Source organism: Cellulosimicrobium cellulans, assembly GCF_016921195.1.
Taxonomy (GTDB): domain Bacteria; phylum Actinomycetota; class Actinomycetes; order Actinomycetales; family Cellulomonadaceae; genus Cellulosimicrobium; species Cellulosimicrobium cellulans_F.
Genome location: NZ_JAFGYF010000009.1, coordinates 1 through 24,286 on the forward strand (window position 1 = coordinate 1; position 24,286 = coordinate 24,286).

25 protein-coding genes are annotated in these 24,286 nt (G+C 75.1%); 11 read left to right on the forward strand and 14 right to left on the reverse strand.

The window, feature by feature from the left end; all coding sequences use genetic code 11:
- Nucleotides 1-243: 243 nt before the first annotated feature.
- From JN535_RS16315 to JN535_RS16335, 5 genes are all read right to left on the reverse strand, one after another.
- Nucleotides 244-2,028 carry an AMP-binding protein gene (locus tag JN535_RS16315; protein WP_205206663.1) on the reverse strand — a complete coding sequence of 595 codons (1,785 nt, stop codon included), beginning with the start codon at nucleotides 2,026-2,028 and terminating at the stop codon, nucleotides 244-246.
- Nucleotides 2,029-2,155: 127 nt separating this feature from the next.
- Nucleotides 2,156-3,058 (reverse strand): phosphotransferase, encoded by a 903-nt coding sequence (locus JN535_RS16320; protein WP_205206664.1) that lies wholly within the window; start codon nucleotides 3,056-3,058, stop codon nucleotides 2,156-2,158.
- A gap of 15 nt (nucleotides 3,059-3,073) precedes the next feature.
- The gene (locus JN535_RS16325; RefSeq protein WP_205206665.1) at nucleotides 3,074-4,570 is read right to left on the reverse strand and encodes an amino acid permease; all 1,497 of its coding nucleotides are present in this window, start codon (nucleotides 4,568-4,570) and stop codon (nucleotides 3,074-3,076) included.
- An 82-nt stretch (nucleotides 4,571-4,652) separates the two neighbouring features.
- Nucleotides 4,653-4,940: a hypothetical protein gene (locus tag JN535_RS16330; protein WP_205206666.1), complete on the reverse strand. Its 288-nt coding sequence runs from the start codon at nucleotides 4,938-4,940 to the stop codon at nucleotides 4,653-4,655.
- 3 nt (nucleotides 4,941-4,943) lie between these two features.
- The gene (locus tag JN535_RS16335; RefSeq protein ID WP_205206667.1) at nucleotides 4,944-5,489 is read right to left on the reverse strand and encodes a hypothetical protein; all 546 of its coding nucleotides are present in this window, start codon (nucleotides 5,487-5,489) and stop codon (nucleotides 4,944-4,946) included.
- A gap of 161 nt (nucleotides 5,490-5,650) precedes the next feature.
- On the opposite strand from JN535_RS16335, the gene JN535_RS16340 reads away from it, so the two are divergent.
- Both JN535_RS16340 and JN535_RS16345 read left to right on the forward strand, forming a co-directional pair.
- Nucleotides 5,651-6,715: a C2 family cysteine protease gene (locus JN535_RS16340; RefSeq protein ID WP_205206669.1), complete on the forward strand. Its 1,065-nt coding sequence runs from the start codon at nucleotides 5,651-5,653 to the stop codon at nucleotides 6,713-6,715.
- 3 nt (nucleotides 6,716-6,718) lie between these two features.
- Complete coding sequence (locus tag JN535_RS16345) at nucleotides 6,719-6,994, forward strand: hypothetical protein (RefSeq protein WP_205206671.1); 276 nt, start codon at nucleotides 6,719-6,721, stop codon at nucleotides 6,992-6,994.
- Nucleotides 6,995-7,016: 22 nt separating this feature from the next.
- Here the strand turns inward: JN535_RS16345 and JN535_RS16350 are convergent, their stop codons facing one another.
- The gene (locus JN535_RS16350) at nucleotides 7,017-7,634 is read right to left on the reverse strand and encodes a class I SAM-dependent methyltransferase (protein ID WP_205206673.1); all 618 of its coding nucleotides are present in this window, start codon (nucleotides 7,632-7,634) and stop codon (nucleotides 7,017-7,019) included.
- 96 nt (nucleotides 7,635-7,730) lie between these two features.
- On the opposite strand from JN535_RS16350, the gene JN535_RS16355 reads away from it, so the two are divergent.
- A complete protein-coding gene (locus JN535_RS16355) occupies nucleotides 7,731-8,495 on the forward strand; it encodes an MOSC domain-containing protein (RefSeq protein ID WP_205206675.1) in 765 nt (254 codons plus the stop codon).
- A 4-nt stretch (nucleotides 8,496-8,499) separates the two neighbouring features.
- Here the strand turns inward: JN535_RS16355 and JN535_RS16360 are convergent, their stop codons facing one another.
- Both JN535_RS16360 and JN535_RS16365 read right to left on the reverse strand, forming a co-directional pair.
- Complete coding sequence (locus JN535_RS16360) at nucleotides 8,500-9,057, reverse strand: PH domain-containing protein (protein WP_205206676.1); 558 nt, start codon at nucleotides 9,055-9,057, stop codon at nucleotides 8,500-8,502.
- Between the two features lie 109 nt (nucleotides 9,058-9,166).
- A complete protein-coding gene (locus tag JN535_RS16365; protein WP_205206677.1) occupies nucleotides 9,167-9,814 on the reverse strand; it encodes a histidine phosphatase family protein in 648 nt (215 codons plus the stop codon).
- A 306-nt stretch (nucleotides 9,815-10,120) separates the two neighbouring features.
- Here JN535_RS16365 and JN535_RS16370 point away from each other — a divergent pair, with 306 nt between their 5' ends.
- From JN535_RS16370 to JN535_RS16380, 3 genes are all read left to right on the forward strand, one after another.
- Entirely contained in the window at nucleotides 10,121-10,747 is a 627-nt protein-coding gene (locus JN535_RS16370) for a DinB family protein (RefSeq protein WP_205206679.1), read from the forward strand.
- A gap of 50 nt (nucleotides 10,748-10,797) precedes the next feature.
- Entirely contained in the window at nucleotides 10,798-11,496 is a 699-nt protein-coding gene (locus JN535_RS16375; RefSeq protein ID WP_205206680.1) for a DsbA family oxidoreductase, read from the forward strand.
- A 156-nt stretch (nucleotides 11,497-11,652) separates the two neighbouring features.
- Nucleotides 11,653-11,832 carry a hypothetical protein gene (locus tag JN535_RS16380; protein WP_205206682.1) on the forward strand — a complete coding sequence of 60 codons (180 nt, stop codon included), beginning with the start codon at nucleotides 11,653-11,655 and terminating at the stop codon, nucleotides 11,830-11,832.
- Between the two features lie 77 nt (nucleotides 11,833-11,909).
- Here JN535_RS16380 and JN535_RS16385 read toward each other — a convergent pair whose 3' ends face one another.
- Together JN535_RS16385 and JN535_RS16390 are read right to left on the reverse strand one after the other, a co-directional pair.
- Nucleotides 11,910-12,884, reverse strand: coding sequence for a DNA-3-methyladenine glycosylase family protein (locus tag JN535_RS16385; protein ID WP_307868840.1), 975 nt, complete (start codon nucleotides 12,882-12,884; stop codon nucleotides 11,910-11,912).
- A gap of 119 nt (nucleotides 12,885-13,003) precedes the next feature.
- Nucleotides 13,004-13,591 (reverse strand): ribonuclease H family protein, encoded by a 588-nt coding sequence (locus JN535_RS16390; RefSeq protein WP_205206684.1) that lies wholly within the window; start codon nucleotides 13,589-13,591, stop codon nucleotides 13,004-13,006.
- A 192-nt stretch (nucleotides 13,592-13,783) separates the two neighbouring features.
- Between JN535_RS16390 and JN535_RS16395 the strand changes: the two genes are divergently transcribed.
- On the forward strand, nucleotides 13,784-14,515 hold the full coding sequence (locus JN535_RS16395) for a DedA family protein (protein WP_205206686.1): 732 nt from the start codon (nucleotides 13,784-13,786) through the stop codon (nucleotides 14,513-14,515).
- Between the two features lie 84 nt (nucleotides 14,516-14,599).
- Here JN535_RS16395 and JN535_RS16400 read toward each other — a convergent pair whose 3' ends face one another.
- A complete protein-coding gene (locus tag JN535_RS16400) occupies nucleotides 14,600-14,980 on the reverse strand; it encodes an FKBP-type peptidyl-prolyl cis-trans isomerase (protein ID WP_087470098.1) in 381 nt (126 codons plus the stop codon).
- A 137-nt stretch (nucleotides 14,981-15,117) separates the two neighbouring features.
- Here JN535_RS16400 and JN535_RS16405 point away from each other — a divergent pair, with 137 nt between their 5' ends.
- The 3 genes from JN535_RS16405 (at nucleotide 15,118) to JN535_RS20910 (ending at nucleotide 19,100) form a co-directional block, all read left to right on the forward strand.
- Complete coding sequence (locus tag JN535_RS16405) at nucleotides 15,118-16,284, forward strand: VIT1/CCC1 transporter family protein (protein WP_205206688.1); 1,167 nt, start codon at nucleotides 15,118-15,120, stop codon at nucleotides 16,282-16,284.
- A 104-nt stretch (nucleotides 16,285-16,388) separates the two neighbouring features.
- Entirely contained in the window at nucleotides 16,389-17,552 is a 1,164-nt protein-coding gene (locus tag JN535_RS16410; RefSeq protein ID WP_205206690.1) for a hypothetical protein, read from the forward strand.
- A gap of 84 nt (nucleotides 17,553-17,636) precedes the next feature.
- Nucleotides 17,637-19,100, forward strand: coding sequence for a hypothetical protein (locus JN535_RS20910; RefSeq protein ID WP_240201324.1), 1,464 nt, complete (start codon nucleotides 17,637-17,639; stop codon nucleotides 19,098-19,100).
- A gap of 65 nt (nucleotides 19,101-19,165) precedes the next feature.
- Here JN535_RS20910 and JN535_RS16420 read toward each other — a convergent pair whose 3' ends face one another.
- Both JN535_RS16420 and JN535_RS16425 read right to left on the reverse strand, forming a co-directional pair.
- Nucleotides 19,166-20,548 carry a GntP family permease gene (locus JN535_RS16420; RefSeq protein WP_205206692.1) on the reverse strand — a complete coding sequence of 461 codons (1,383 nt, stop codon included), beginning with the start codon at nucleotides 20,546-20,548 and terminating at the stop codon, nucleotides 19,166-19,168.
- A gap of 50 nt (nucleotides 20,549-20,598) precedes the next feature.
- Nucleotides 20,599-21,174 carry a gluconokinase gene (locus JN535_RS16425; protein ID WP_205206694.1) on the reverse strand — a complete coding sequence of 192 codons (576 nt, stop codon included), beginning with the start codon at nucleotides 21,172-21,174 and terminating at the stop codon, nucleotides 20,599-20,601.
- Between the two features lie 165 nt (nucleotides 21,175-21,339).
- Between JN535_RS16425 and JN535_RS16430 the strand changes: the two genes are divergently transcribed.
- Nucleotides 21,340-22,038 carry a FadR/GntR family transcriptional regulator gene (locus JN535_RS16430; protein ID WP_205206696.1) on the forward strand — a complete coding sequence of 233 codons (699 nt, stop codon included), beginning with the start codon at nucleotides 21,340-21,342 and terminating at the stop codon, nucleotides 22,036-22,038.
- Between the two features lie 41 nt (nucleotides 22,039-22,079).
- On the opposite strand, the gene JN535_RS21605 is transcribed toward JN535_RS16430, so the two are convergent.
- On the reverse strand, nucleotides 22,080-24,281 hold the full coding sequence (locus JN535_RS21605) for an ABC transporter permease (protein ID WP_205206703.1): 2,202 nt from the start codon (nucleotides 24,279-24,281) through the stop codon (nucleotides 22,080-22,082).
- Nucleotides 24,282-24,286: the final 5 nt, after the last annotated feature.

The window sequence follows — 24,286 nt, forward strand, 5'->3', positions numbered from 1 at the left end:
TACCATCCGCCGCTCGTTCCTCGCGGCTCCCGCCAGGCCCGCCACGACGCGGCACCACCACCCACCCCGCCCGGCGTCGTCTCGCCCTGGTCCTCACTCACCCGGGTGACCGCAGGTCCCGCATGACCAGGGTTCTACCTCGTGTGACCAGGGTTCTATCTCGCGTGGCCGCAGTTCTACTTCGACCGACCAGGGTTCTATCTCGCGTGGCCGCGGTCCCCTGGGGGCGGGGGGGCGGGGCGGTCAGGCGCAGTGGTGCTCGACGTCGTCGCGACCGAGGAGGTCCTCGCGGACGACGCGGCGCAGGACCTTGCCGATCTGGGAGCGCGGCAGCTCCGGCACGACGGCGAGGGTGCGCGGCAGGGCGTAGCGGGCGAGGCGCTTCTCGCCCCACTCGCGCACGGCGGCGAGGTCGACGCGTGGCGGCGAGGCGGCGTCGTCCGTGTCGTCGAGCACGACGACGGCGGCGACGTGCTCGTCCGAGCCGCTGCCCGGCACGCCCACGACGGCGACGTCCCGGACGCCCGGCATCGCGCGCAGGTGGTCCTCCACCTGGGACGGGTACACCTTGAACCCGCCCGTGACGATCATCTCCTTGATGCGGTCGACGAGCGTGACGAGGCCGGCGTCGGGACCGTCGAGCGCGACGCGCACGACGTCGCCGGTGCGCAGCCAGCCGTCGTCGAGCAGCTGGTGCGCGGTCTCCTCGGGCCGGTTCCAGTAGCCGCGGAACACCTGCGGGCCGCGCACGAGCAGCTCCCCGCGCACGGTGCGCGCGCCGTCGTCGGACGGCTCGGCGTCGCGGAGCGCGCCCGCGTCGAGCGCGTCCGCGTCGACGACGCGGATGTCCGTGCTGGGGAAGGGCAGCCCGAGGGTTCCGGGCCTCCGGTCGTCGGAGCACGGGTTGCCGAGCGAGATCGGCGACGTCTCGGTCATGCCGTAGCCCTCGATGAGCAGCCCGCCGGTGGCGTCCTCCCAGCGCTGCGCGGTCTCGGCGGTGATGGGCATGGCGCCCGCGAACGCGAGGCGGATCGAGGTGAGGTCGGAGCCCGCCCCGGGCGCGTCCGCGGCGGCGGTGACGATGCGGTCGAACATGGGCGCGACACCCGGGAGGAACGTGGCGGGACGGCGCGCCTGCGCGGCGACGAACGCCTGCGGGTCGAACTTGGGGAACGCGACGAGCGTCGCGCCGATGCGCGCGGGCAGCGTGAGGCAGAACGTCAACCCGAACGCGTGGAAGAAGGGCAGCACGCCGTAGACCGTCTCGGCGCCCTCGGCGAAGCCCGCCCAGGCCTGGCCCTGCACGACGTTCGCGACGAGGTTGCGGTGCGTCAGCACGGCACCCTTGGGCGTGCCCGTGGTGCCGCCGGTGTACTGCAGGAGCGCGACGTCGTCGGCCCCCGGGTGGGGGAGCGCCGGCGGGAGGGCTCGGGCGCGCCGGACGAGGTCGTGCCAGTCGGGCACGCCGGCGGGGACGCGGCCGCGCAGCGCGTCGCGCTGGGCCCGCGCGCGGGCCACGGGCAGGCGGAGCGCGAGGCGGCTCCCGCGGGGCAGGTCGCGCGCGATGTCGAGCCCGACGACGGAGCGCAGGCCGGTCGCGTGCGCGCGGGCCTCGAGCACGGCGGGGACGGTCTTGGTCCACACCACGGCGACGCTCGCGCCGGAGTCGGCGAGCTGGTGGGCGAGCTCGTCGGCGGTGTACGTGGGGTTGTGCTCGACGACGACCGCGCCGAGGCGCTGGACGGCGTAGAACGCGACGACGTGCGACGTGCCGTTGGGCAGCACGAGCGCGACGCGGTCGCCGCGGCGCACGCCCAGGTCGTGCAGGGCGCTCGCGGCACGCTCGACCTGCGCGACGAGCCGGGCGTAGGTCGTGGTCGCGCCGAAGAAGTCGACCGCGACGCGGTCCGGCCAGCGCTCGGCAGCGCGGTAGAGGGCGGCCGTGACCGGCTCGTCGGGGACCTCGACGTCCGTCGGGACGCCGGGGGCGTAACGGCCGGTCCACGGCCTCGTCGCCAGAGTGTTCACTACGCCACCGTAACCTACGGTTGCGTAGGTTCTGTGCGACCCGGGTGCCGAGCCCGGAGAGCCGCGGCAGCGGACGTCGCCCGCGACGCGGCGGGTCACGCACGGGCAGGCGCCGCCTGCGGAGTCGTCAGCCTGCCAGGACGCGGTCGAGCGCCGCCCGGCCCGCGGGCCCCCAGTGGGCCTTGCCGCCGGGCAGGCCGCGGTCGCCGTTCTGCCCCATGAGCAGGAGGAAGAGGGCCTTGAGCGCCGCCAGCCCACGGGCGCGCCGGACCGTCGCGTCGTCGGCGCGCGCGTAGGCGCCAAAGAACCGCGCTGCCGTGCCGGCAGGCAGGAGCACCCAGGCGGCGGCGAGGTCCCACGCCGGGTCGCCCGCGAACAGGTCGCCGAAGTCGACGACGCCCGCGAGCGTGCCGTCCGCGACGACGACGTTCGCGGGGTGGAGGTCGCCGTGCACCCACACGGGCGGTCCCTCCCACGCGTCGGCCGCGACGGCGTCTGCCCAGACGGACCGGACGGCGGCCGCGTCACCGGGCGCGACCGCGCGGAGGAATCCCTCGAAGCCGTCCGTGCTGTCCCGGGGATGGGCGCCCCGGTCCGCCGACGCCGGCGCGTCGGCCGGTGCCGGGACGTGCAGCGACCGGAGGAAGCCCGCCAGCGCCTCGGCGGCGTGCGCGCCCCGCGTGATGGCGCCGTGGTCCAGCGGCTCGCCGGGCACCCACGTCATCACCGTCCAGTGCCGGGGGAGGCGCGCGGACGGCTCCCCGTGCCGCACGGGCGTGGGGACGGGGAGCGGCAGGCGCGGGGCGAGCACGGGCAGCCACCGTCGCTCCTTGAGCTGGAGCTCCGGCGTCGGGTCCATGCGCTGCACCCGCACGGCCAGGTCGTCACCGAGCCGCCACATCTGGTTGCCCCAGCCGCCCGCGACCGCGCGGACCGGCAACCCGGCGAGGTCGGGGTGCTGCTCCGCCAGCGCCTCGCGGACGAGGTCGGCGGTGATCTCGGTGCCGGTTCCTGTGCCGGTGGCGCTCATGCGCGCCCACTGTACCTACGCGGCGACGTCGCCCTTCAGGGTGTCGCGGGCCGCGACCGAGTGCCGGTAGCCGTAGGACGCGTAGATGACGAGGCCCACGACGACCCACCCGAGGAACCGGAGCCACGTGAGCGTCGTGAGGTTGGCCATGAGCCACAGGCACGCGACGCCGGACACGATCGGCAGCACGGGCGACCACGGCACCCTGAACGAGCGCTGCAGGTCCGGCCGCGAGCGGCGCAGGATCGGGATGCCGAAGCTCACGAGCACGAACGCGGAGAGCGTCCCGATGTTGATCATCTCCTCGAGCAGCTCCACCTGGGAGAGCCCGGCGATGAGCGCCACGACGACGCCCACCCCCACCTGGAGACGGACCGGTGTGTGGTACCGGTGCGAGGTCCGGGAGATGCCGCGCGGGAGGAGCCCGTCGCGGCTCATCGCGAACACGACCCGCGTGAGGCCGAGGAGCAGCACCATGATCACCGTCGTCAGCCCGACGAGGATGCCCACGGAGATCACGCGCCCGGCCCAGTCGGCGCCCACGAGGACGAACGCGGTCGTGAGCGACGGCGCGTCGGACTCCGCGAGCTCGGTGTACGACACCATGCCCGTCACGACGAGCGTCACGAGGATGTACAGGACCGTGACGATCGCGAGGCCGCCGAGGATGCCGCGCGGGAGCGTGCGCTGCGGGTCCTTGGCCTCCTCGGCCGTCGTCGCGACGACGTCGAACCCGATGAACGCGAAGAACACGAGCGCCGCGCCCGCGAGCAGGCCCATGACGCCGTACGTCGTCGGCTCGAGCCCCGTGAGGAAGCCGACGAGCGGCTGCTCGAGCGCCGACCGCTCCGGCGCGGGCCGGGCGGGCGGCAGGAACGGCGAGTAGTTCGACGCGTCGACGAAGAAGAAGCCGACGACGATGACGAACAGCGTGATGCCCACCTTGATGACCGTGAACACGCTGTTGACGCGCGTGCTGAGCTTGGTGCCGATCGCCAGCAGCGTGGTGAACACCGCGACGATGAACACCGGTCCCCACTCGAGGTCGACGGGCCCGAGCGGGATGCTCAGCGGCAGGTCGAGGCCGAAGAGCCCGAACGCGTCGCCCAGGTACACGCCCCAGAACTTCGCGATGACGGCCGATGCGAGCAGCATCTCGAGGATGAGGTCCCACCCGATGATCCACGCGACGAGCTCGCCCATGGTCGCGTAGGAGAAGGTGTACGCCGACCCGGCGACGGGGATCGCCGACGCGAACTCGGCGTAGCACATGACGGCCAGCGCGCACACGATCGACGCGATGACGAACGAGACGATGACGCTCGGTCCGGCATAGTTGGCGGCGGCCGTCGCGCCGACGGAGAAGATGCCCGCGCCGACCGCGACCGCGACCCCCAGGACCGCGAGGTCCCACGACGTCAGGCTGCGCTTGAGCGAGCGCTCGGGGTCGTCGATCGCCGCGAGCGAGTCCTCCACGGACTTGCGGCGGAACAGCCCGGTCCTCGTGGCCACGGGTGCGCCTCCCCGGCGTCGACGACAGGTCCGTCCATTGAACCGGTCCCGCGCCCACGTCGCGCGGCGGGAGGTGCCTCGGTCAGGCCGGGTGCCAGCGCGCTCCCCACCGGCGGGTCAGCCGGCCGCCCGACGTCGCGGCGAGCGCGCGCACGCCGGCCTCCACCGCGTCGGCGACCGTGTGCGCGGCGGCGTCCGTGTCGGCGAGGAAGCGGACCGTGACGCGGGCCTCGCCGCGCACCACGCCGACGTCGTACGCCTCCACCGTGGTGAGGGCCCGCGCCGCCGCCGCGGCGGCGGGCAGCACGGCCTCGGGGTCGACGCCCGGGCGCAGCAGTCCCACGGCGAGGGTCACGCGGTACGACGGCACGGCTCAGCCGAGCTCCGGCAGCCCGGCCCCGTCGCACGGGTCGAGGTCGACCGGGCCGGACACGTCGAGGCGGACCAGGTCGCCGTCGGCGGTCACGCGCACCGACCACCCCGCCGGGTCCTCGGCCTCGACGGAGGCGGTCCCGCCGTGCTCCGCCTCGACGACGTCGGACGGCTCGCCGAACCCGTGCTCGTCGAGCACCGGGGCGAGCGCGTCGGGGACGTCGGCGAGCAGGTCGTAGGCCTCGGCGTCCGCGCGTGCGGCGCTCGCGTCGGGGAGGAAGACGACGCAGCGGCCGTCGTCCTGCGCCGTCGCCGTGGCGTTCTCGTCGTCGTCGGCCCAGCCGTCCGTGCCGTAGACGTCCTGGACGGCCGCGAGGACGTCCTGCCGGGTCTGCTCGTACTCCGCGACGGCGTCCGGCGCCGGCGGCGGCTGGGCCGGGTCGTCGGCGCCGCACGCGGCGAGCGTGGCGAGGGCAGCCAGGACGAGCACCGCCCCCGCGGCCGGCGTGGTCGCGCCCTCGCGCCGTGTCGTGGCCTGCTCCGTCATGGTCCCCCTCGGTCGTCGCGTGCGCGTCCGCGGGGGACGCTACCAGCGCGGTCGGACGCGCGGTCGGACGTGGGGCCACCGCGTGGATGGGGAGCACGACCCATGGACCCGCGGGGGCGTACGGCGGTACCGTCTCGGCGACCTGCGGGCGAGGGGGAGACATGAGCGGGATGTACGGGGCGGACGTCGCACAGCTGCGACAGCTCGGACAGCGGTTGTCCGAGGCCGCCGACAGGCTGGCGTCGCTGCGCGGCGAGCTCGACGCGCTCGTGACGTCGAGCCCCTGGGAGGGGCCGGACGGCGACGCGCTGCGCGGAGAGTGGTCGACGTCGCACGGCCCGGCCGTCGCGGCCGTCGGGGCGGTCCTCGGCGACGCGGCGACCGCCGTCGTGCGCCAGGCGGACCAGCAGGAGAGCGCGAGCACCGACGGGGTCGGTGGTCCGGGCGGGGGCGGGCCGGGCGGAGGCGGCGGTGACCGCAGCACGCCGGGCGAGGACGGCGACCGGCCCGGCGACCCGGACCTCACCGACGACCTCGGCGACTACGAGGACGTCCCGCCGATCGACCTCGAGAACGAGGACTTCTCGCTCGACGACATCAACCAGGGCCAGGTCGGCGACTGCTGGTTCCTCGCCGGCCTGGGCGCGGTCACGACGACCGACCCCAACTTCCTGCGCGAGCACATCCGGCTCAACGACGACGGCACGTACACCGTGACGATGTACAAGGACGGCGAGCCCGTCGAGATCGTCGTGGAGCCGACCGTGCCGGAGAACGGCGTCGGCGGCCAGAACGGCGAGCCGAACTGGGTGTCGATCTACGAGAAGGCGGCGGCCGAGTACTTCGGCGGCGACTACCAGGACATCGACGGCGGGCACTCCGACGACGCGTTCGAGGCCATCACGGGCCGCCCCGCCGAGCGGTCGGGCGAGCTCAGCCTCTCCGACATCCAGGACCGGCTGAAGGACGGGCCCGTCGCCGTGGGCACGGAGGACGACGACGCGTTCTGGTTCTGGGAGGACGAGGTGGACGACAGCCGCATCGTCCCCAACCACGCGTACGTCGTCACCGAGGTCAAGGAGGTCGACGGCGAGCTGAAGATCCACGTCGTCAACCCGTGGGGACCCGGCGGCGGCATGCTCGACGGCGAGCAGAAGGTCGGCGACCTCTGGCTCACCGAGCAGGAGTACAAGGAGAACTTCGACTCGGTCTACACGGGAGGCTGACGCATGGCAGGCAACGACGAGGTGCGCCGGGCGCGCGTCCCGCAGGGAGCACAGGCGGAGTTCGCCGACGTGCGGGTGGGCGTGATGCGCGTCGGCGTCGGCGCGGGGCGCGCGCTCGCGCAGCTCGCGGTCCGCTCGCCGCGCGGCGAGGACGTCCTGCGGGCGGATCTCGGGGACACGATCGACCTGCACGGCGCGGGCATGCTCCACGTCGACGACGTGGAGGGAGAGCCGGGCAGCTCGAGCGGGGCGGTCACGTTCACGTTCACGCCTGCCTGACCCGTACGACGGGTCCGAGCCGTCAGCCGTCGGCGGCGGCGAGCACGGCGACGAGGAAGTCGGCCTCCGGCGACCAGGGGCGCAGGTCCCACGTCGCGAGGGCGACGTCGAGGCGCAGCCCCGCCTCCGCGGCGTCGGCCAGGAACCGCTCGGGCGCGTAGCCGCGCCCGGTGCCGAAGCCGACGACGGCGCGACCGTCCGGGGCGAGGTGCGCACGGAAGCGGCGCAGGACCTCGACCTCGGTCCCGGGCGCGAGGAACGTCATGACGTTGCCCGCGCACACGATCGCGTCGAACGGCTCGGCGACGCCCTCGGCGGGCAGGTCGAGCTCGGCGAGGTCGCCCACGCGCCAGTCCGGTCCCGGGTGGTCGGCGCGCGCGGCCTCGACGAGGACGGGGTCGACGTCGACCCCGACGACCACGTGGCCGCGTGCGAACAGCTCCGCGCCGACGCGTCCCGGCCCGCACCCGGCGTCGAGCACCCGCGAGCCGCGGGGCAGCATGGCGTCGACCAGCCGCGCCTCGCCCGCGAGGTCGGCGCCGCGGGCCGCCATCGCCCGGAAGCGTTCGACGTACCAGGTGGAGTGGGACGGGTCGGCGGCGGTCCTCTGCTCCCAGCGCGAGGGACGTGTGGCGCTCATGCCGACGACGCTACCTGTGCGGGGCCGGAGCGGTCCCGAGACCTTGGTCCCCCGAAACCCTGTGCTGCTCGGGTCGCGCGCTGCGAGAATCGAGGGATGCCTCCCGCCGCACCGCCCGTCTCGCCGACCGACCTGCCCGTGGCCCCCGGCACCGCGCCCGTGACCGACCTCGCCTCGAGCGCCCCGACGGGCGAGGTCCTCGCGGTGTGCCGCGTGCACGCGCTCCTGCCTGACGCGGGGCCGGTCGGCGTCACGGCGATCGACAAGCGGCCGGTCGACGGGCCCGTGAAGGTGCGACGCCTCGGCCTCTACGCCGACCTCCAGGCCGACCGTGCCAACCACGGCGGCGAGGAGCAGGCGGTGTACGCGTACGGGCAGGACGACACCGACTGGTGGGTCGGGCAGCTCGAGCGCGAGATCCCGCCGGGCCTGTTCGGCGAGAACCTGCGCGTGCGGGGCATCCCCGTGAGCGCGGCCGTCGTGGGCGAGCGCTGGTCCGTGGGCAGCGCGCTGCTCGAGGTGACGCAGCCCCGCACGCCGTGCTCGACGTTCGCGCGGCGGCTCGGCGAGGACCGGTGGGTCAAGCGCTTCACGGTCGCGAACCGGACGGGCGCGTACCTGCGGGTCGTGCGCAACGGCGAGCTGCAGGCCGGGGACACGGTCACGGTCTGCTACCGGCCCGAGCACGGGGTGACCCTCGCCGACTGGTTCGGGGCGTGGAACGGGCGCGGCACGGACCCCGAGCGTGCGGCGGGTGTCGCGCGGCGTCTCCTCGCCGCGCACCTCGAGGGAGACGTCACGCTCAGCGACGAGATGCGGGCCCGCGCCGAGGTCGCGGCCGGACGCCGGATCGAGGACTGAGGCGTCAGCGCTCCGCGCGGGGGATGCGGGGCGCGCGCGGACCGCGCGGCGGCTCGTTCGGCGGCCACTCGCCGTCGTCGGACCCGTCGTCGGCGGTGAAGAGCAGGTCGTGCAGGCGGACCTGGACGTTCTCGACGTCGGGCACGTCGTGCAGGTTTAGGCCCGGCTTGTCGGTCGCGTCCGAGATGACGAGCGTCCCGCAGCCGAAGAGGCGGTCGATCGGGCCCTTCTCGTAGTTCACGTCGTTGATGCGGTACAGCGGGATGTCCCGCCCGGTGCGCGTGATGATGCCCGAGCGCATCGCGATGCGCTTGGTGGTCACCGTGTACTCCGTAGTCCGCCACCGCAGCCAGGGCACGAAGACCCAGACCACCGCCGCGACCAGGGCGACGCCCGCGACGACCCAGCGCACGGCGTCGTTCGGGACCAGCACGACCGTCACGACGACGGCGGCGACGAGCACGACCAGCAGCACGAACGGCCAGAACAGCGCCTTCGCGTGCTCCTTGAGCTCCATGACGACGTGCTCGCCCTCGGTGAGGTGCTTCTCGCTCAGACCCATGCGGAGCATGGTGCCACCTCGCGGTCCGCACGGGGAGGTCGTCCCGCGGTTCGTCGGTCCTCCTGCCTCTGCGCCGTCCGACCCCGGACCGGTCCCGGCCGGCGCGTGCTCAGGGGAGCGCCGAGAGGTTCCAGCCCTCGACCGTCCGCAGCCCGTGCCCGTACCCCAGCAGGCAGATCGCGGCCGTGCCGAGCTCGAGCCGCGCGCCCAGGCCCGGGTCGACGCCGAGCCACACGGTCGCGAGGACGCGCAGCAGGTGCCCGTGCGCGAACAGGACGACGTCGTCGCCGCTCTGCAGCGTGGGCTCGACACGCCCGACCACGCGCGCCGCCCGGGCCGCCACGTCGGCGAGCTCCTCGCCGCGGTGCCCGTTCGCGGCGGACAGGACGTTGACCCCGTCCCGGAAGATCAGCCACTCGTGGCCGAGCTGCTCGCCGACGTCGACGGCGGTCCTCCCGTCGACGGGACCGTAGTCCCACTCGGCGAGGTCGTCGTCGGTCTGCGCGTCCGGGAAGCCGGCGAGGTCGGCGGTGCGTCGCGCGCGCTGGCGCGGGCTCGAGAGCACGACGGCGGGGCGTCGTCCCCGGCGGTCGGCCCACCGCTGCAGCCACACGCCGGCAGCGACGGCCTGCTGCTCGCCCGCGACCGTGAGCGGGATGTCGGAACGCCCGGTGTGGCGGCCGCTCGCGCTCCACTCGGTCTCGCCGTGGCGCACGAGGACGAGCTGCGGGTCGGGGGAGGTGTCGTTCGCGGTCACGGGTCGGCCTTCCTGGTGGGGTCCTCCAGCAGGATCACCCCGCGACGCCCGGAGCGCGCGTCGGCCGGGTCAGCCGGGGACGCCGTCGACCCCGTTGATCGCCAGGAACACGACGAGGGCGCCGAGCAGGACGACGGCGATCCCGGTCGCGACGAGCAGGACGGTGCGGGGGCGGACGCGCACGGGGACTCCGGGGGTCAGGGGCGGGGCGGTCGATCCCATTCTCGCGCGCCGGCGTCGGTGGTCCCCGTTAGCGTCGGTACCGAGACGACGGGCGGCGACGGCGCCGCCGGAGGGGGGAGCCGGATGGTGCACGAGGCGGCGGACGGGGAGATCGCGTACGGGAGCCCGGAGTTCGACTGGACGATCCTCACGGTCCCGACCGCGCTCGCGGTCGTGCGCGGCCAGCTCGGGTTCTCGTGGCTCGAGGTCGCGGAACGGCTCGCGACCCTCACCCAGGCGGAGCTCGAGTGGGAGCCCGGCCCGGACGCGCTGCGCGTCGTGCGGCGCGGTACCGAGCGCTCTCCGCGGACGCTCGGGGCGGGCGAGTGGGTCATGGAGTGGCCCGAAGGACCGGACTCGCCGCAGCCACGGACGATCGCGTGGCTCGTCGCGCACCTCACCGAGGCCTTCTTCGAGCGGTGGGAGTGGACGTTCGGGCCCCACGAGCGCCGTCGCGACGCGGTGGTGTTCTCGGGGGAGGTGGGTCCCGCGGTCGCAGGGCTGCGGCAGGAGGTGGACCGGTGGCGTGCGGGCGTCGACGCGCTGCCGGACGAGGGGGCGTTCACCGTCGGGCTCAGCCAGGCGACGGAGATCGACGCCCAGGCGCCGTTCGTCCACCTCGTCGCGCACATGAACCGCGAGCTCATCCACCACGGCGCGGAGATCATGGTGCTGCAGGACCTCTACCGCGCGGCGCACGTCACGGGGTGACCGTCGCGCGTCGGGGAATCGTGCGGTGGTCCAGATGGTTGAACGGTCACATGACCACGAACAGCCCCGCCGCGCCGGGAACGCCGGCCGCCACGGTGAAGATCGACATCTGGTCCGACGTCGCGTGCCCCTGGTGCTACGTCGGCAAGCGGCGCCTCGAGACGGCGCTCGGGCGTCTCGCCGAGGCCGGTGACGGCCCGCAGGTCGAGATCGAGTACCACTCGTTCGAGCTCGCGCCGGACACCCCGGTCGACTTCGACGGCACCGAGGTGGACTTCCTCGCGGGGCACAAGGGCATGCCCCGCGCGCAGGTCGAGCAGATGCTCGCCCAGATGACGCAGCTCGCGGCCGCCGAGGGACTGTCCTACGACTTCGACGCGCTCCAGCACACCAAGACGCTCACCGCTCACGAGCTGCTGCACCACGCGAAGGCGCACGGCAAGCAGGTGGAGATGAAGGAGCGCCTCCTCAAGGCGTACTTCGAGGAGGGCCGGCACGTGGGCCGGGTCGAGGAGCTCGCGGACCTCGCGGCCGAGGTCGGGCTCGACCGCGCCGAGGTCGTCGCCGCCCTCGAGGACGGCCGCTACGCCGAGGACGTGCAGGCCGACATCGACCAGGCGCGCGCCTACGGGATCAACGGGGTGCCGTTCTTCGTCGTCGACGGCCGGTACGGGGTCTCGGGCGCCCAGGACCCCGCGGTCTTCGTCCAGGTGCTCCGGCAGGCCGTCGCCGAGCGCGACGCCGCCTGACCGGTCCGCTCTGCGAGACCAGGTTCGGAGAGCGACGTATCTCACACCCGGTGCGGTGGACCTGCGACTCGGTATCACCGAGACTGGGACGCAGCCCGCACCGACGCCGGCTCCACACGTGCACCGGCGCCCGTGATTCCCACGAGGAGGCCTCAGATGACCGACACCACGACGAACGTCTACCACTCCATCGCGAACCCGCGCCGCACCACGCTCATGAGCGTGAGCGCCGCAGACGCGGCCGCCCCGCACCGCGAGAGCGCACCGCCGCTCACGCTCGTGGGCGCGGACGACGCCGCGGTCTGCGTCGACGGGGCCTGCGCGCTCCCGGAGTAACCCGTGGGTGCATGAGAGAGTCGCCGGAACGGCACGTTCCGGCGACTTCTTCATGCACTCAGCGAGGTGCGTGGACGTCAGTTGGGGCGGTGGTCCTGGATCGAGAGCCGCGGCCCGCGGCGCGGGGCGTGCGCCCTGCCGGAGATCTCCAGGAGCCGGACGACGCGGTAGCGGTGCGGGGAGTAGGGCGCGAGGAGCTCGAGCATGCGCTCGTCGTCGACGCGCTCGCCGACGAGCGCCCAACCGACCGCCTTGGCGAGGTGGTAGTCGCCCACGGACACGGCGTCGGCGTCGCCGAGAGCCCGCTGCGCGACCTCGGCCGCGGTCCACACGCCCACGCCCGGGACCGCCTGGAGCCGGGCGTGCGCCGCGGCGGCGCCCCAGGCGTCGAGCAGCGCGCCGCACTCCTCCAGACGGCGGGCGACGCGCGCCGCCGCGACGACCGTCCGCGCGCGACCCGGGTCGACGTTCGCCCGGTGCCAGTCCCACGACGGCACGCGCGCCCACGTGGCGGCGTCGGGCACGACGAGCATCCCGGCCTCGCCCGCAGGACCGGGCGCGCGCTCGCCGTACCGGCGCAGGAGCCAGCCCCACGACCGCCACGCGGCGACCGTCTGGACGCGCTGCTCGAGGATCGCGGGGACGAGCGCCTCCAGCACGCGCCCGGTGCGGGGGATGCGCAGCCCGGTGCTGCGCCGGTGCGCGTCGCGCAGGGGCGCGGGCGGGGTGAAGCCGGTGTCGTCGTCGTGCTCGCCCAGCAGGTGGGGGAGGGCGTCGAGCGCCTCCTGCGCCCCCGGTCCCCAGGCGTGCCCGACGACGTCGCGCGGCCCGGTCTGCGCGAGGCGGCAGGTCGCGGGGCCGGCGGGCATCCGCGTCGTGCGCCAGACGTCCCCGGACGGCGTGCGGCGGAACGTCGGGTCGTACGGCCCGCGGGAGAGCCGACCGAGCGTGAGGTGCAGGTCCAGGGGTCGGTCCGACCGGACCCGCCGGACGAGCGGCTCGCCGACCACGTGCTCGGCGGACGCTGGGCCCGAGCTCGGAAGGACGGTCACCGGACCATCGTCGCACCCGCCGCCGACGGCCGAGCACGACGTCGAGCGGCGTCGAGCACGGCCTCGGTGTCGTCGTCCACGCGACAGCGAGACCCAGGTCGTGCCCGGCGAGGGCCGCGTCAGTCGAACAGGGTGTCCATGTCCCACGTCGGCTCGGGCACCGATTGCTTCGGCGCCGAGGCGTGAGACGCGGCGGGTGCGGTCGCGGGCACCCGGCCGACCGGTCGCGTGGGGTCGCCGAGCTCGGGGACGAGAGTGCCGTCGAGGTCGCCGCGTCCGGCGGCCCAGTCCTGGGCTGCGAGTCCGGCGAGCTGGTCGGCGCGCTCGTTGAACGGGTCGCCGACATGGCCGCGCACCCAGCGGAACCGCACCGGTCCCGCGCGCTCGGTGATGACCCGGTCGATCGCCTGCACGAGCTCGAGGTTCTTCACGGGCTGGCCGCCCGCGGTGCGCCACCCCTTGCGCTTCCAGGCGACGACCCACTCGGACGCGCACTTGATGGCGTACTGCGAGTCGGACTCGATGAGCAGCGGCTCCGCGCCCGGGTGCGCGCGGACCGCCTGGAGCAGCGCGGTCAGCTCGGCGACCTGGTTGGTCCCGCTCACGGCGCCGCCGGAGTCGAACGTGCCGTCGTGGTTGATCCACGCCCACCCGATAGCGCCGCCCGGGTTGCTCAGGCACGAGCCGTCGGTGCTGACAGTGATCACAGCGCTCCTCGATCACGGACGTCCCCGCCCGCCGGCTGCGGCGCGGGGAGGCGAATGCGTCGGGCCACATTGTCCCCCGGACCGGAGCGTCGTGGGACCACGTGTCCGCGGGCGCGGGGTCGGGGTCGCCTCAGGGGAGAACCGGGGGGATACCCCATGGTGGCGGGCGGGCGTCCGGTCGAGGCTGGACGCATGGTCGCGTGGGTCGTGGAGCTGTGGGGACAGGTCGAGGCGTGGTTGCTCGCGCTCGTCGACTCCGTGTGGGCGCTGCCGACGCTCTTCGCGACGACCGCCGGCGACGGGTTCTTCCCGCCGATCCCCGGCGAGACGGTGATCGTCATGCTCGCGGTCGGCGCCCAGTCCGGCGGAGGCGTCGCGTGGGGCCTCGTGCTGCTCGTCGCGGCGCTCGGCGCGTGGTGCGGGGACCAGCTCGCCTACGCGCTCGGGCAGGCGCTGGGTACGCGAGCGCTGCCGGCGCTGCGCGGCCCGCGCGGTCAGCGCGCCGTCGCGTGGGCGACGCGGTCCCTCGACCGGCGTGGAGCGTCCGTCGTGCTGGGCGCTCGGTTCGTGCCCGTCGGGCGGACGGCGGTCAACGTGACGGCGGGGGCCGTGGGCTTCTCGCGCCGCCGCTTCATGGCGCTCTCCGCGGTGGCCTCGGCGGCGTGGGCCGCCTACTCCGTCCTCATCGGCACGCTCGCCGCGGCCTGGGTCGGCGACAGCCCGCTCCTCGCGGTCGTGGTGGGAGTGGTCGGCGGGATCCTCCTCGGCGTCCTCGTCGACACCGTGGTCCGCCTCCGGGCGGCCCGCCGGGAGCGGGACGCCGCCCTGGTGCCCGTACCCGCCGCGAGCCCGGAGCCCGTCGAGGAGGCCCTCGCCCCGGAGCCGGACGCTGACCTGGTTCCGTGCCCCGGACCCGTGAGCTGACGCCGCGGCAGCGGGCGCCGGAGGGCTGCGCACGACGACGGAGGGCCCCGGTCGACGACCAGGGCCCTCCGCGGTGAGCGTCGGTCAGGAGACGCCGAGCAGGTCGATGACGAAGATCAGCGTCTTGCCGGACAGGCGGTGGCCGCCGCCCGCGGGCCCGTAGGCGAGCTCCGGCGGCACGACGAGCTTGCGCCGTCCGCCCACCTTCATGCCGGGGATGCCCTGCTGCCAGCCCGCGATGAGACTCCGCAGCGGGAAGTTGATCGACTGCCCGCGGTTCCACGAGGCGTCGAACTCCTCGCCCGTCTCGTACTCGACGCCGAGGTAGTGCACGTTCACGGTCGCGCCCGGCGTGGCCTCGGGGCCGTCGCCGACGGTGATGTCCTCGACGACGAGCTCCGTGGGCGCGGGGCCCTCCGGCGCGTCGACCTCGGGGCGGGACAGCTCGTTCTCTCCAGTGGTCATGCTCCGATCCAACCACGACGGTGGACGACGGGGCCGGTCCGAGGTTGGGGACGCCCGGAACGCGGGTCGGGGAGACCCCCGGGACCTCGTTCGGCCGCGCGCAACACGGCGAGGCCGGAGATCGCCATCATGGAGGCATGCCCACGACACCCGCGCAGCCGTCCGGCACGCCTCCCGAACCCCCGGTGGGGGTCCCGACGGGTGCGGCGCCACTGCCCGGCTCGTCGTCCGCCGGAAGGGGCGCCCCGACGCCGCAGGAGGTGCGACGGTGGCGCCGGTTCCTCGCCGACGAGCGTGCGGAGGCTGCCGTCTACCGCGACCTCGCGAGCCGGCGGAGCGGGGAGGAGCGCGACATCCTGCTGGCGCTCGCGGACGCGGAGAGGCGGCACGAGCAGCACTGGCTCGACCTGCTCGGCGACGACGTCGGCAAGCCGCTGCGCGGCGACTGGCGCACGAGGACGCTCGGCTGGCTCGCGCGCCGCTTCGGCGGCGTGTTCGTGCTCGCCCTCGCCCAGCGGGCGGAGGCGCGCTCGACCTACGCCACCGACTCCGACGCGACCGCCACGATGGCCGCGGACGAGCGGATCCACGAGGAGGTCGTGCGCGGGCTCGCGACGCGCGGGCGCAACCGGATGTCCGGCACGTTCCGCGCCGCGGTGTTCGGCGCGAACGACGGGCTCGTGTCCAACCTCGCGCTCATCCTCGGCATCGGGGCGTCCGGGGCGTCGAACAGCACGGTCCTGCTGTCCGGGCTCGCGGGCCTGCTCGCGGGCGCGCTGTCCATGGGTGCGGGGGAGTACGTGTCGGTGCGGTCGCAGCGCGAGCTGCTCGACGCCTCGACCCCCAGCCCGCAGGCCTCCGCCGCGCTTCCCGACCTCGACGTGGACGCGAACGAGCTGGCGCTCGTCTACCGGGCACGCGGCATGGCGCCGGCGGAGGCGGAGGAGCACGCCGCCGACGTCCTCGCGACCTACACGCAGCAGACCGTCATCGCCCCGCCGCCCCGCGCGGACGAGCACGAGACGCACGGGACCGCGATCGGCGCGGCGGTGTCGTCGTTCCTCTTCTTCGCGTCCGGCGCGCTCGTCCCGGTGCTGCCCTACCTCCTGGGACTCACGGGCTTCGTCGCCGTGGGCGTGGCCGCACTCCTCGTGGGGATCGCGCTCCTCGCGACCGGTGCCACGGTCGGCCTGCTCTCGGGGACCTCGCCGCTCACGCGCGCCCTGCGGCAGATCGCCATCGGTTTCGGCGCGGCGGCGGCGACCTACCTGCTCGGCCTCGTGTTCGGGGCGACCGTCGGGTGAATTCGGACGTCCCGGTGGTGAGCGTCACACGGCATGCCTACCGTGACCTCGGACGGGCCTGCCGGCCCGCCCCTTCGCTGCACCGACGACCCACGGGGCACACGATGGACGCGACGCACGACGCGCAGGGCAGGCGCGCACCAGCCGCCCGTCGCTGGTTGGTGCGTGCGCTCGTCGCCGGTGGCGGTCTCGGCGCCGGTCTCGCGTTCGCCGTCGCGACCGCGGGCGGCGCGTCCGCCGCGGACGACCCGCTCGGTCTCGGCAAGGCCCTGTCTCCCGTGACCTCGACGGTCCAGACCGTCGTCGACCCGGTCGTGCAGGACGTCGTCAAGCCCGTCGTGCGCGATGTCGTCGGCCCCGTCGTCCAGCCGGTCGCCCCGGTCGTCGAGAAGGTCGTGACCCCCGCCGCTCCCGCGGTCGAGGAGGCCGTGCGGCCCGTCGCCCCGGTGGTGGAGCAGGTGGTCGAGCCGGTCGCTCCCGTGGTCGAGCAGGTCGTCGCGCCCGTCGAGCCCGTGGTGCAGCCCGTGACCGACGCCGTCGCACCCGTGACCACGCCGGTCCTCGACGCGGTCGTGCCGGCCGCGACGCCGGTCGTCGAGGCGGTCGCTCCCGTCGTGAATCCCGTGCTCGAGACCGCGGCGCCGGCACTCGACCCGGTCACGCCCGTCCTGGAGGCGCTCACCCCGGTCCTCGACGTGCTGGCGCCGGTCACCGACCCGGTGCTCGGTCCCGTCACGGGGCCGCTCGCGCCGCTGGACCCGCTCGCGCCCGTGCTCCCGGAGACGCCCGCGACGGGCCCGGAGGCTCCGGGCCCGGCCGGCCCGGCGGAGCAGGGAGGCTCCGTACCGAGCGCTCCGGACCTCGGCCAGGCGGCTCCGCCGGCGGCGCTCCCGACGGTCGGCGCGCTGCTGCCCGCACCGGCGTCCGGTGCGGACCGAGCGGGCCCGACGGCATCGGTCGGCGCCCGGTCCGGCGTGCCGCACCCGGGGCTCGACGGCGCGGTCAGCCTCGCCGCGGTCGACGCCTCGCCGGGTACGGTCGCGCCGCCGGGCGGTAGCGCGACGCCCGACGGCGTCCCCGCCGACGGCGGCCTCGGCACCACGCCCGCGCCCTCCGGCAGCGCCCAGCGCGCCGGGTCGGGCGGCGACCTCGCGGCGGTCGGCCACGGCGCCGACACCCCCGCGCTCTCGTCCTGGACCGCCGTCGTCGACGATGCTCGGTCGAAGCACCCCTCGACGTTCTTCGAGGTCCCCGTCTCTCCTGCCTGAGGTGGTCCGCCGCCGCGCGTCGCGCGGCAGACGCGACCCGGCGCCGTCGTGCGCCACCACTTCTGAGCAGGAAAGAGAACGATCATGCACACCTTCGTTCGGCGCGCGCTGCGCACAGCGCTCGTCACAGGCGGCCTCGTGGTCGTCGGGGCCGGAGCGGCCCACGCAGCCGAGGGCGACCTCCTCGGCGACCTCGGGCTGGACGTGTCGGTCGAGGCTCCGCTGAGCCAGGTGACCGAGGTCCTGCCCGACGTGTCGGTGGACGTGCCCGTGCACGTCCCCGTGACCGTGTCCGACGTCGCGGTGGGCGTTCTCGGCGACGCGACCGTGACCTCGCCCCCGGCGCCGGCCGCCGAGCCGGAGCCCGCGCCCGCTCCGGAGCCCGCCCCGGCGGGTCCGGCGGACATCGACGTGGACGTGCCGGTGACGGTCCCCGTGGACGTGTCGGGCGTCGCCGTCGGCGTCCTGGGTGACGCCGCCGTGGCACCGGCCGCAGCCCCGGAACCGGCGCCCGCACCTGCACCGGCTCCCGCCCCCGCGGGCGCGGCGGACGTCGACGTCGACGTGCCGGTGACGGTCCCCGTGGACGTGTCCGGCGTCGCGGTGGGCGTCCTGGGCGACGCCGCGGTCACGCCGGCCCCGGTGGTTCCTCCGGCCCCCGCCCACGGTGCCTCGGACGGCGCCGACGGCGGCACGGCCGGGTCCGGCCCCGACGTGGACGTCGACGCGCCGGTGACGGTCCCCGTGAACGTCTCGGGTGTCGCGGTCGGGATCGGCGGCGACGCGACGGTCGGGGGTAGCACCGGCGGCGGAGCGGGCTCCGACGGCTCGGGTCTGCTCGACGGCGTCCTGGGCGACGGCGGGCTCGTAGCCGACCTGCTCGGCGACGGTGTCCTGGGCGACGGGCTGCTCGACGGCGCGCTCGGCGGCGACGGCCTGCTGGGCGGCGACGGGCTGCTCGACGGTGTGCTGGGCGACGACGGCGTGCTCGGCGCGCTGCCGGACCTCGACGTCGATCTGCCGGTGACGGTCCCCGTCACGGTCTGCGGCGTGAGCGTGGGAGTTCTGGGTGACGCCTCCGCCGCGTGCCCGACGGCGGCGGTCCCGACGGACCCGACGGACCCGACCGATCCCACGGACCCGACGGACCCCACGGACCCGACGGACCCGACGGACCCGACGGACCCCACGGACCCGACGGACCCGACGGATCCCACTGATCCCACGGACCCGACCGACCCCACGGACCCGACCGACCCCACGGACCCCGCTGACCCGGGGACCGGGGACGGCACGGACGGCACGGTGATCCCCGTGCTCAACCCGGTCGGTGGCGGCAACGGCGGCACGACGGCGACGGCCGTCGGGACGCCCGTCGCGGCGTCGGGCCCGACGGCCCTGGCCACGACCGGCGCGGGCGGTGACCTCGGCCTGCTCGTGATGGCCGGGCTGCTCACGCTCCTCGGCCTGGCGCTCCAGCGCTTCCGCCGGAAGTCCTGGGTCGCCGACCGCGACGCCTACGCCCCGGTCTTCGCCGACCGGAGCTGACGACCAGGACGACGTGGACCGCCCGGGTGTCGTGCCCGGGCGGTCCTCGCGGTGCGCGCCGCGCGCTATGCGACGGCGAAGACGAGCGCCGCGATGGCGAAGCCCATGACGCCGATGGCGGTCTCCATGACCGTCCAGGTGCGGAGCGTCGTCTTGACGTCCATGTCGAAGAACCGGCCGACCAGCCAGAACCCGGAGTCGTTCACATGACTGAGCACCACGGAGCCCGCCGCCACGGACACGACGACGGCGGCGAGCTCGATCGCGTTGAAGCCGCCCGCCTCCACGGCGGGGGCGATGAGCCCGGCGGCGGTCGTCAGCGCGACGGTCGCGGACCCCTGCGCGACGCGCAGGATCGCCGCGATGAGGAACCCGGCCACGATGACCGGCAGCCCCAGGTCGCCGAGCACGTCGGCGAGCGCGTCACCGATGCCGGTCGCGCGCAGCACGCCCCCGAACATGCCGCCGGCGCCGGTGATGAGGATGACCGAGCACACCGGGCCGAGCGCGGAGTCCAGGGTCTTCTCCAGCGCCGTCCCCGAGACCCCGCGTCGTCGGCCCAGCACCCAGGCCGCGACGAGCACCGTGATGAGCAGCGCGACCGGCGTCGCCCCGACGGCGCGCAGGGTTTGCACGGCCGGGTTCTCCGCGTCGACGGTCCCGGCGGCGCGGAGCGCGTCGAGCCCGGTGTTGGCGAAGATCAGCACGAGCGGGAGCAGGAGGATCGCGACGACGGTGCCGAACTTCGGCGGGTTCTCGAGCTGGTCCTCGTCGGCCTCGCCGAGGATCGTGGGGATGGGTAGCTCGATGCGGCGCCCGACGTAGCGGCCGAACAGGTAGCTCGTCACGTACCAGGTGGGGATCGCGACGACGAGCCCGAGGAGGATGACGATGCCGACGTTCGCGCCGAGGAACTCGGTCGCGGCGACGGGTCCGGGGTGCGGCGGCACGTAGATGTGCATGACGGAGAACGCACCCGCCACGGGCAGCCCGTAGAGCAGGAGGGAGCCACCCAGCCGGCGGCCGACGGAGAACACGATGGGCAGCATGACGACGAGGCCCGCGTCGAAGAAGATCGGGAAGCCGAAGATGAGCGACGCGAGGCCGAGCGCGAACGGCGCGCGCTTCTCGCCGAACTTCCCGATGAGGAAGTCGGCCATCACCTTCGCGCCGCCGCTCGTCTCGACGAGCCTGCCCAGCATCGCGCCCAGCCCGACGAGCAGGGCGACGGTCGCGAGCGTCGTGCCGAACCCGGCCGTGAGCACCTCGACGACCGAGCCCGTGGGGATGCCCGCGACGACCGCGGTGAGCAGGCTGACGAGCACGAGCGCGAGGAACGCGTGCAGCTTGAGCTTGATGATGAGGAACAGCAGCAGCGCGATCGCGCCCGCGGCGATCGCGAGCAACGGTCCGGCGGTCAGGGTCTGTGTCCAGTCCTCAGGGGGCATGGGTGTGTCTCCGTCGACGGTGTGGGTCGGTGGTCGGGTGGTCCGCGCGCTCAGCGGGCGCGGGGCGCGCTGCTCAGCCGCGTGCGCGCGAGGATCTCGTCCACGATCTGCTCGGGCGTGGAGGCGACGTCGAGCGTGAAGCCGGGCTCGTCGTCGGCCAGGGGCTCGAGCGTCGCGAGCTGTGAGGGCAGGAGCGAGGTGGGCATGAAGTGGCCGCTGCGGTGCTGCATGCGCTCGGCGAGGAGCTCGGGGCTGCCGTCGAGGTGGACGAAGCAGACCTGGCCGCGCGCGGTGCGCAGCAGGTCGCGGTAGGAGCGCTTGAGCGCGGAGCAGGTCACGACGCCCGAGCGTCCGGCGTCCGCCTCGGCGCTCAGCCAGTCGCGGATCGCCTCGAGCCACGGCCAGCGGTCCTCGTCGGTGAGCGGCGTCCCGGCGCTCATCTTGGCGATGTTGGCCTCGGGGTGGAACTGGTCGGCCTCGGCGTACTCGGTGCCGAGGTGCCGGGCGAGCAGGGTCGCGACGGTGGTCTTGCCCGAGCCGGCGACGCCCATCACGACGAGGTGCTGCGGCAGGGGGATGCGTCCGGCGTCGTCGGGCCGATCGGTGGTGCTGACGTCCGTGTCCATGTGTCGACTTCCGTGTCGGGCGGGGCGTCCGGGGCGGGTCGGCGCCGTGCCGGCCTCTCCCCGGGCGACGACCGTCGTGGTCGTCGCTGGCCACCACTCTGGGCTATTGGTAGCACCTTTGGCAAGTGATTGATAGCACCATTCTCCGCCACTAGGCTGCGAGGCATGGCGACGACGGTCCTGCACACCACCGTGCTCGACTCCCTGGGTCGTCGCATCACCAGCGGCGACGTCCCGCCCGGCACGCCGCTCACGCTCGAATCGATCGGGTCGGAGTTCGGCGTCTCGCGCACCGTCGCGCGCGAGGTCATGCGGCTCCTCGAGGGGCTCGGCCTCGTGCGGTCCAGGCGGCGCGTCGGGCTCGTGGTCCTCGGCATCGAGGAGTGGAACGTGCTCGACCCGCGCGTCATCCGCTGGCGGCTCGAGGGACCGGGCCGCGATCCGCAGCTCCGCACGCTCACCGAGCTGCGCCACGCCGTCGAGCCGCTCGCCGCGGCGGGTGCCGCGGTCCATGCGACCGACGACGAGCGCGCCGAGCTCGTGGCCGCGGCGGCCCGCATGCGGATGCTCGGCGAGGCCGGCGACCTCGAGGAGTTCCTCGCGCTCGACGTGCGCTTCCACGAGCTCCTTCTCCGCGCGAGCGGCAACGAGATGTTCGGCGCGCTCGCCGGGGTCGTCGCCGCGGTGCTGAGCGGCCGGACGCACCTGGGCCTCATGCCCGCCTCGCCCGTCCCCGAGGCGCTGGACCAGCACGAGGCCGTCGCGCACGCGGTCGCGGACGGCGACGCGCGCGCCGCCGAGGCGGCGATGGCGGCGATCGTCGGCGAGGTCCGCACCGCGCTCGGCGGGGTCGATGACGCCTAGCCGACCGGAGGCACCGGCCGCCGTCTGACACGTTCGGCGTGTCAGCGGGGGTGGATGCGGACCTCGGCCGCCTTGACGACGAACCATGCGCGCTCGCCCGGGACCAGGTGCAGCTCGGCGACGGCGCGCGGCGTGAGGTCGGCGGCGAGGTGCGGGGCGTCGTGCCCGACGGCGTGCGTCGCGCCCGCGCCCGGGTCGCCCGGGCCCTCGCCGGTCACGTGGCCCCACACGCGCAGCAGCGGACCGTGCGGCTCGACGCTCGTCACGACGACGCGGTACGCGTTGCGCGGACTGCCCTCGGGTGTCGCCCGGTGGACGGCGACGGTGCGCGGCTCGAACACCGCGACGGCCCCGTCCCCGGCGACGAGCGGCTCGCTCGCCGTCCCGTGCACGCGGACCTCCGTGCCGTCGACGGCGACCGTCACCTCGCGTGCGGCGGCCTCCTCGTCCGGGCGCGCCTCGGTCGGGACGAGAGCCGCGTCCGCCCCACCGGCGCCCGGCCCGCCCGGTTCCGCCCCGAGGCTTCCCGCCGTGAGGAGTTCCGCCTCGGCCACGTGCACGACGGTCCCCGCGAGGAGGTTGACACCCGCGAGGCGGGCCGCGAATCGTGACCGGGGCCGGATGAGCACCTGGTCTACGGGTCCGTCCTCGACGACGCGGCCCGCGTCCAGCACGACGACGCGGTCGGCCAGCAGGAGCACGTCGAGCAGGTCGTGGGTCACCAGGAGCGTCGTGCGCGGGTGCTCGCGCTGCGCGTGGTGCAGCACCGACCGCACGTGCTGCGCGACGCCCACGTCGAGCGAGGCGAGCGGCTCGTCGAGCAGGAGCACGCGCGGGTCGGTGACGAGCGCTCGGGCGATCGCGACGCGCTGCGCCTGACCGCCGGAGAGGTCGGTCGCGCGCCGGGGGGCGAGGTCGGCGGCCCCGACCCGCGCGAGCGCGTCCCGGGCGTCGCGCCGGGCCCGCGAGCGCGGCACGCCCCGCACCCGGAGGCCGAACGCGACGTTGTCGACGACGGAGAGGTTCTCGAACAGCAGCGGTCGCTGGCTCAGCCACGCGAGCCGGCGACGGCGTGGCGCGGCGCGCGTGACGTCGTCGTCCCCGACGGCGATCCGGGCGTCGTGCGCGTCGCCGGACGGGAGGAGGCCCGCGACCACCTGAACGAGCGTCGACTTGCCCGCGCCGTTCTCGCCGAGCACCGCCACGACCTCGCCCGGCGCGAGGGTGAGGTCGACGTCGAGCCCCCGCTCCGGCACGACGGCACGCACGGCGAGCGCGGCGGGGTTCGTGCCGACGCGCGGCATCGGGTCGACCGCAGGTGCCGCCGCCCGGTCGTCCGCACCCCCGGGCGAGTCGTCCGCGCGGGCGTCCCGACCGCCGTCGGGCAAAGTGCCCGACGCTCCGGGGCCCTGGGCGCCTCGCCGCGGACGGGTCGAGCGCGCGCCCGGACCCCCGAGGGCGCGCGGGCCGTGGACGGCCGCCGTGATGAGCACCGCGACGACGACGAGCACGAACGACAGCGCGACGGCGGCGTCCGGGTCGGCGCTGCGCCGGAGGTAGATCTCGAGCGGCAGGGTCTGCGTGACGCCCTGGAGCGCGCCCGCGAACGTGATGGTCGCGCCGAACTCGCCGAGCGCCCGCGCGAACGCGAGCACCGCGCCCGACAGCAGACCCGGCAGGACGCGAGGGAGCGTGACGCGGCGCAGCACGGTCGTCGGCCCGGCGCCGAGCGTCGCGGCGACGTCCTCGAGGCGCGTGTCCTGCGTGCGCAGCGCGCCCTCGAGGCTCAGGACGAGGAACGGCAGGGCCACGAACGTCTGCGCGAGCACGACGGCCGTCGTCGTGAACGCGACCTCGATCCCCAGCACCTCGAGGTGCTGGCCGATCAGCCCGCGACGCCCGAACGTGTGGAGCAGCGCGATGCCCCCGACGACCGGCGGCAGCACGAGCGGCAGGAGCACGAGGGCGCGCGCGACGCGCTGGCCGGGGAACGTCGTGCGCGCGAGGACGAGCGCCATGGGCGTGCCGAGGACGACGCAGCAGAGCGTCGCGACGAGCGCGGTGCGCACGGACAGCCCGAGCGCGTCGAGCGCTTCCGGTGACGTCACGAGGGCCCGGAAGCCGCCGGTCCCGTCCGGACCCGGCGTGAGCTCGACGCGCGCGACCATCGCCGCCACGGGGACGACCACGAACAGGGCGCCGAGCAGCGCCGGGACGAGGGCCCAGCGGGGGAGCCCGCGCATCAGGG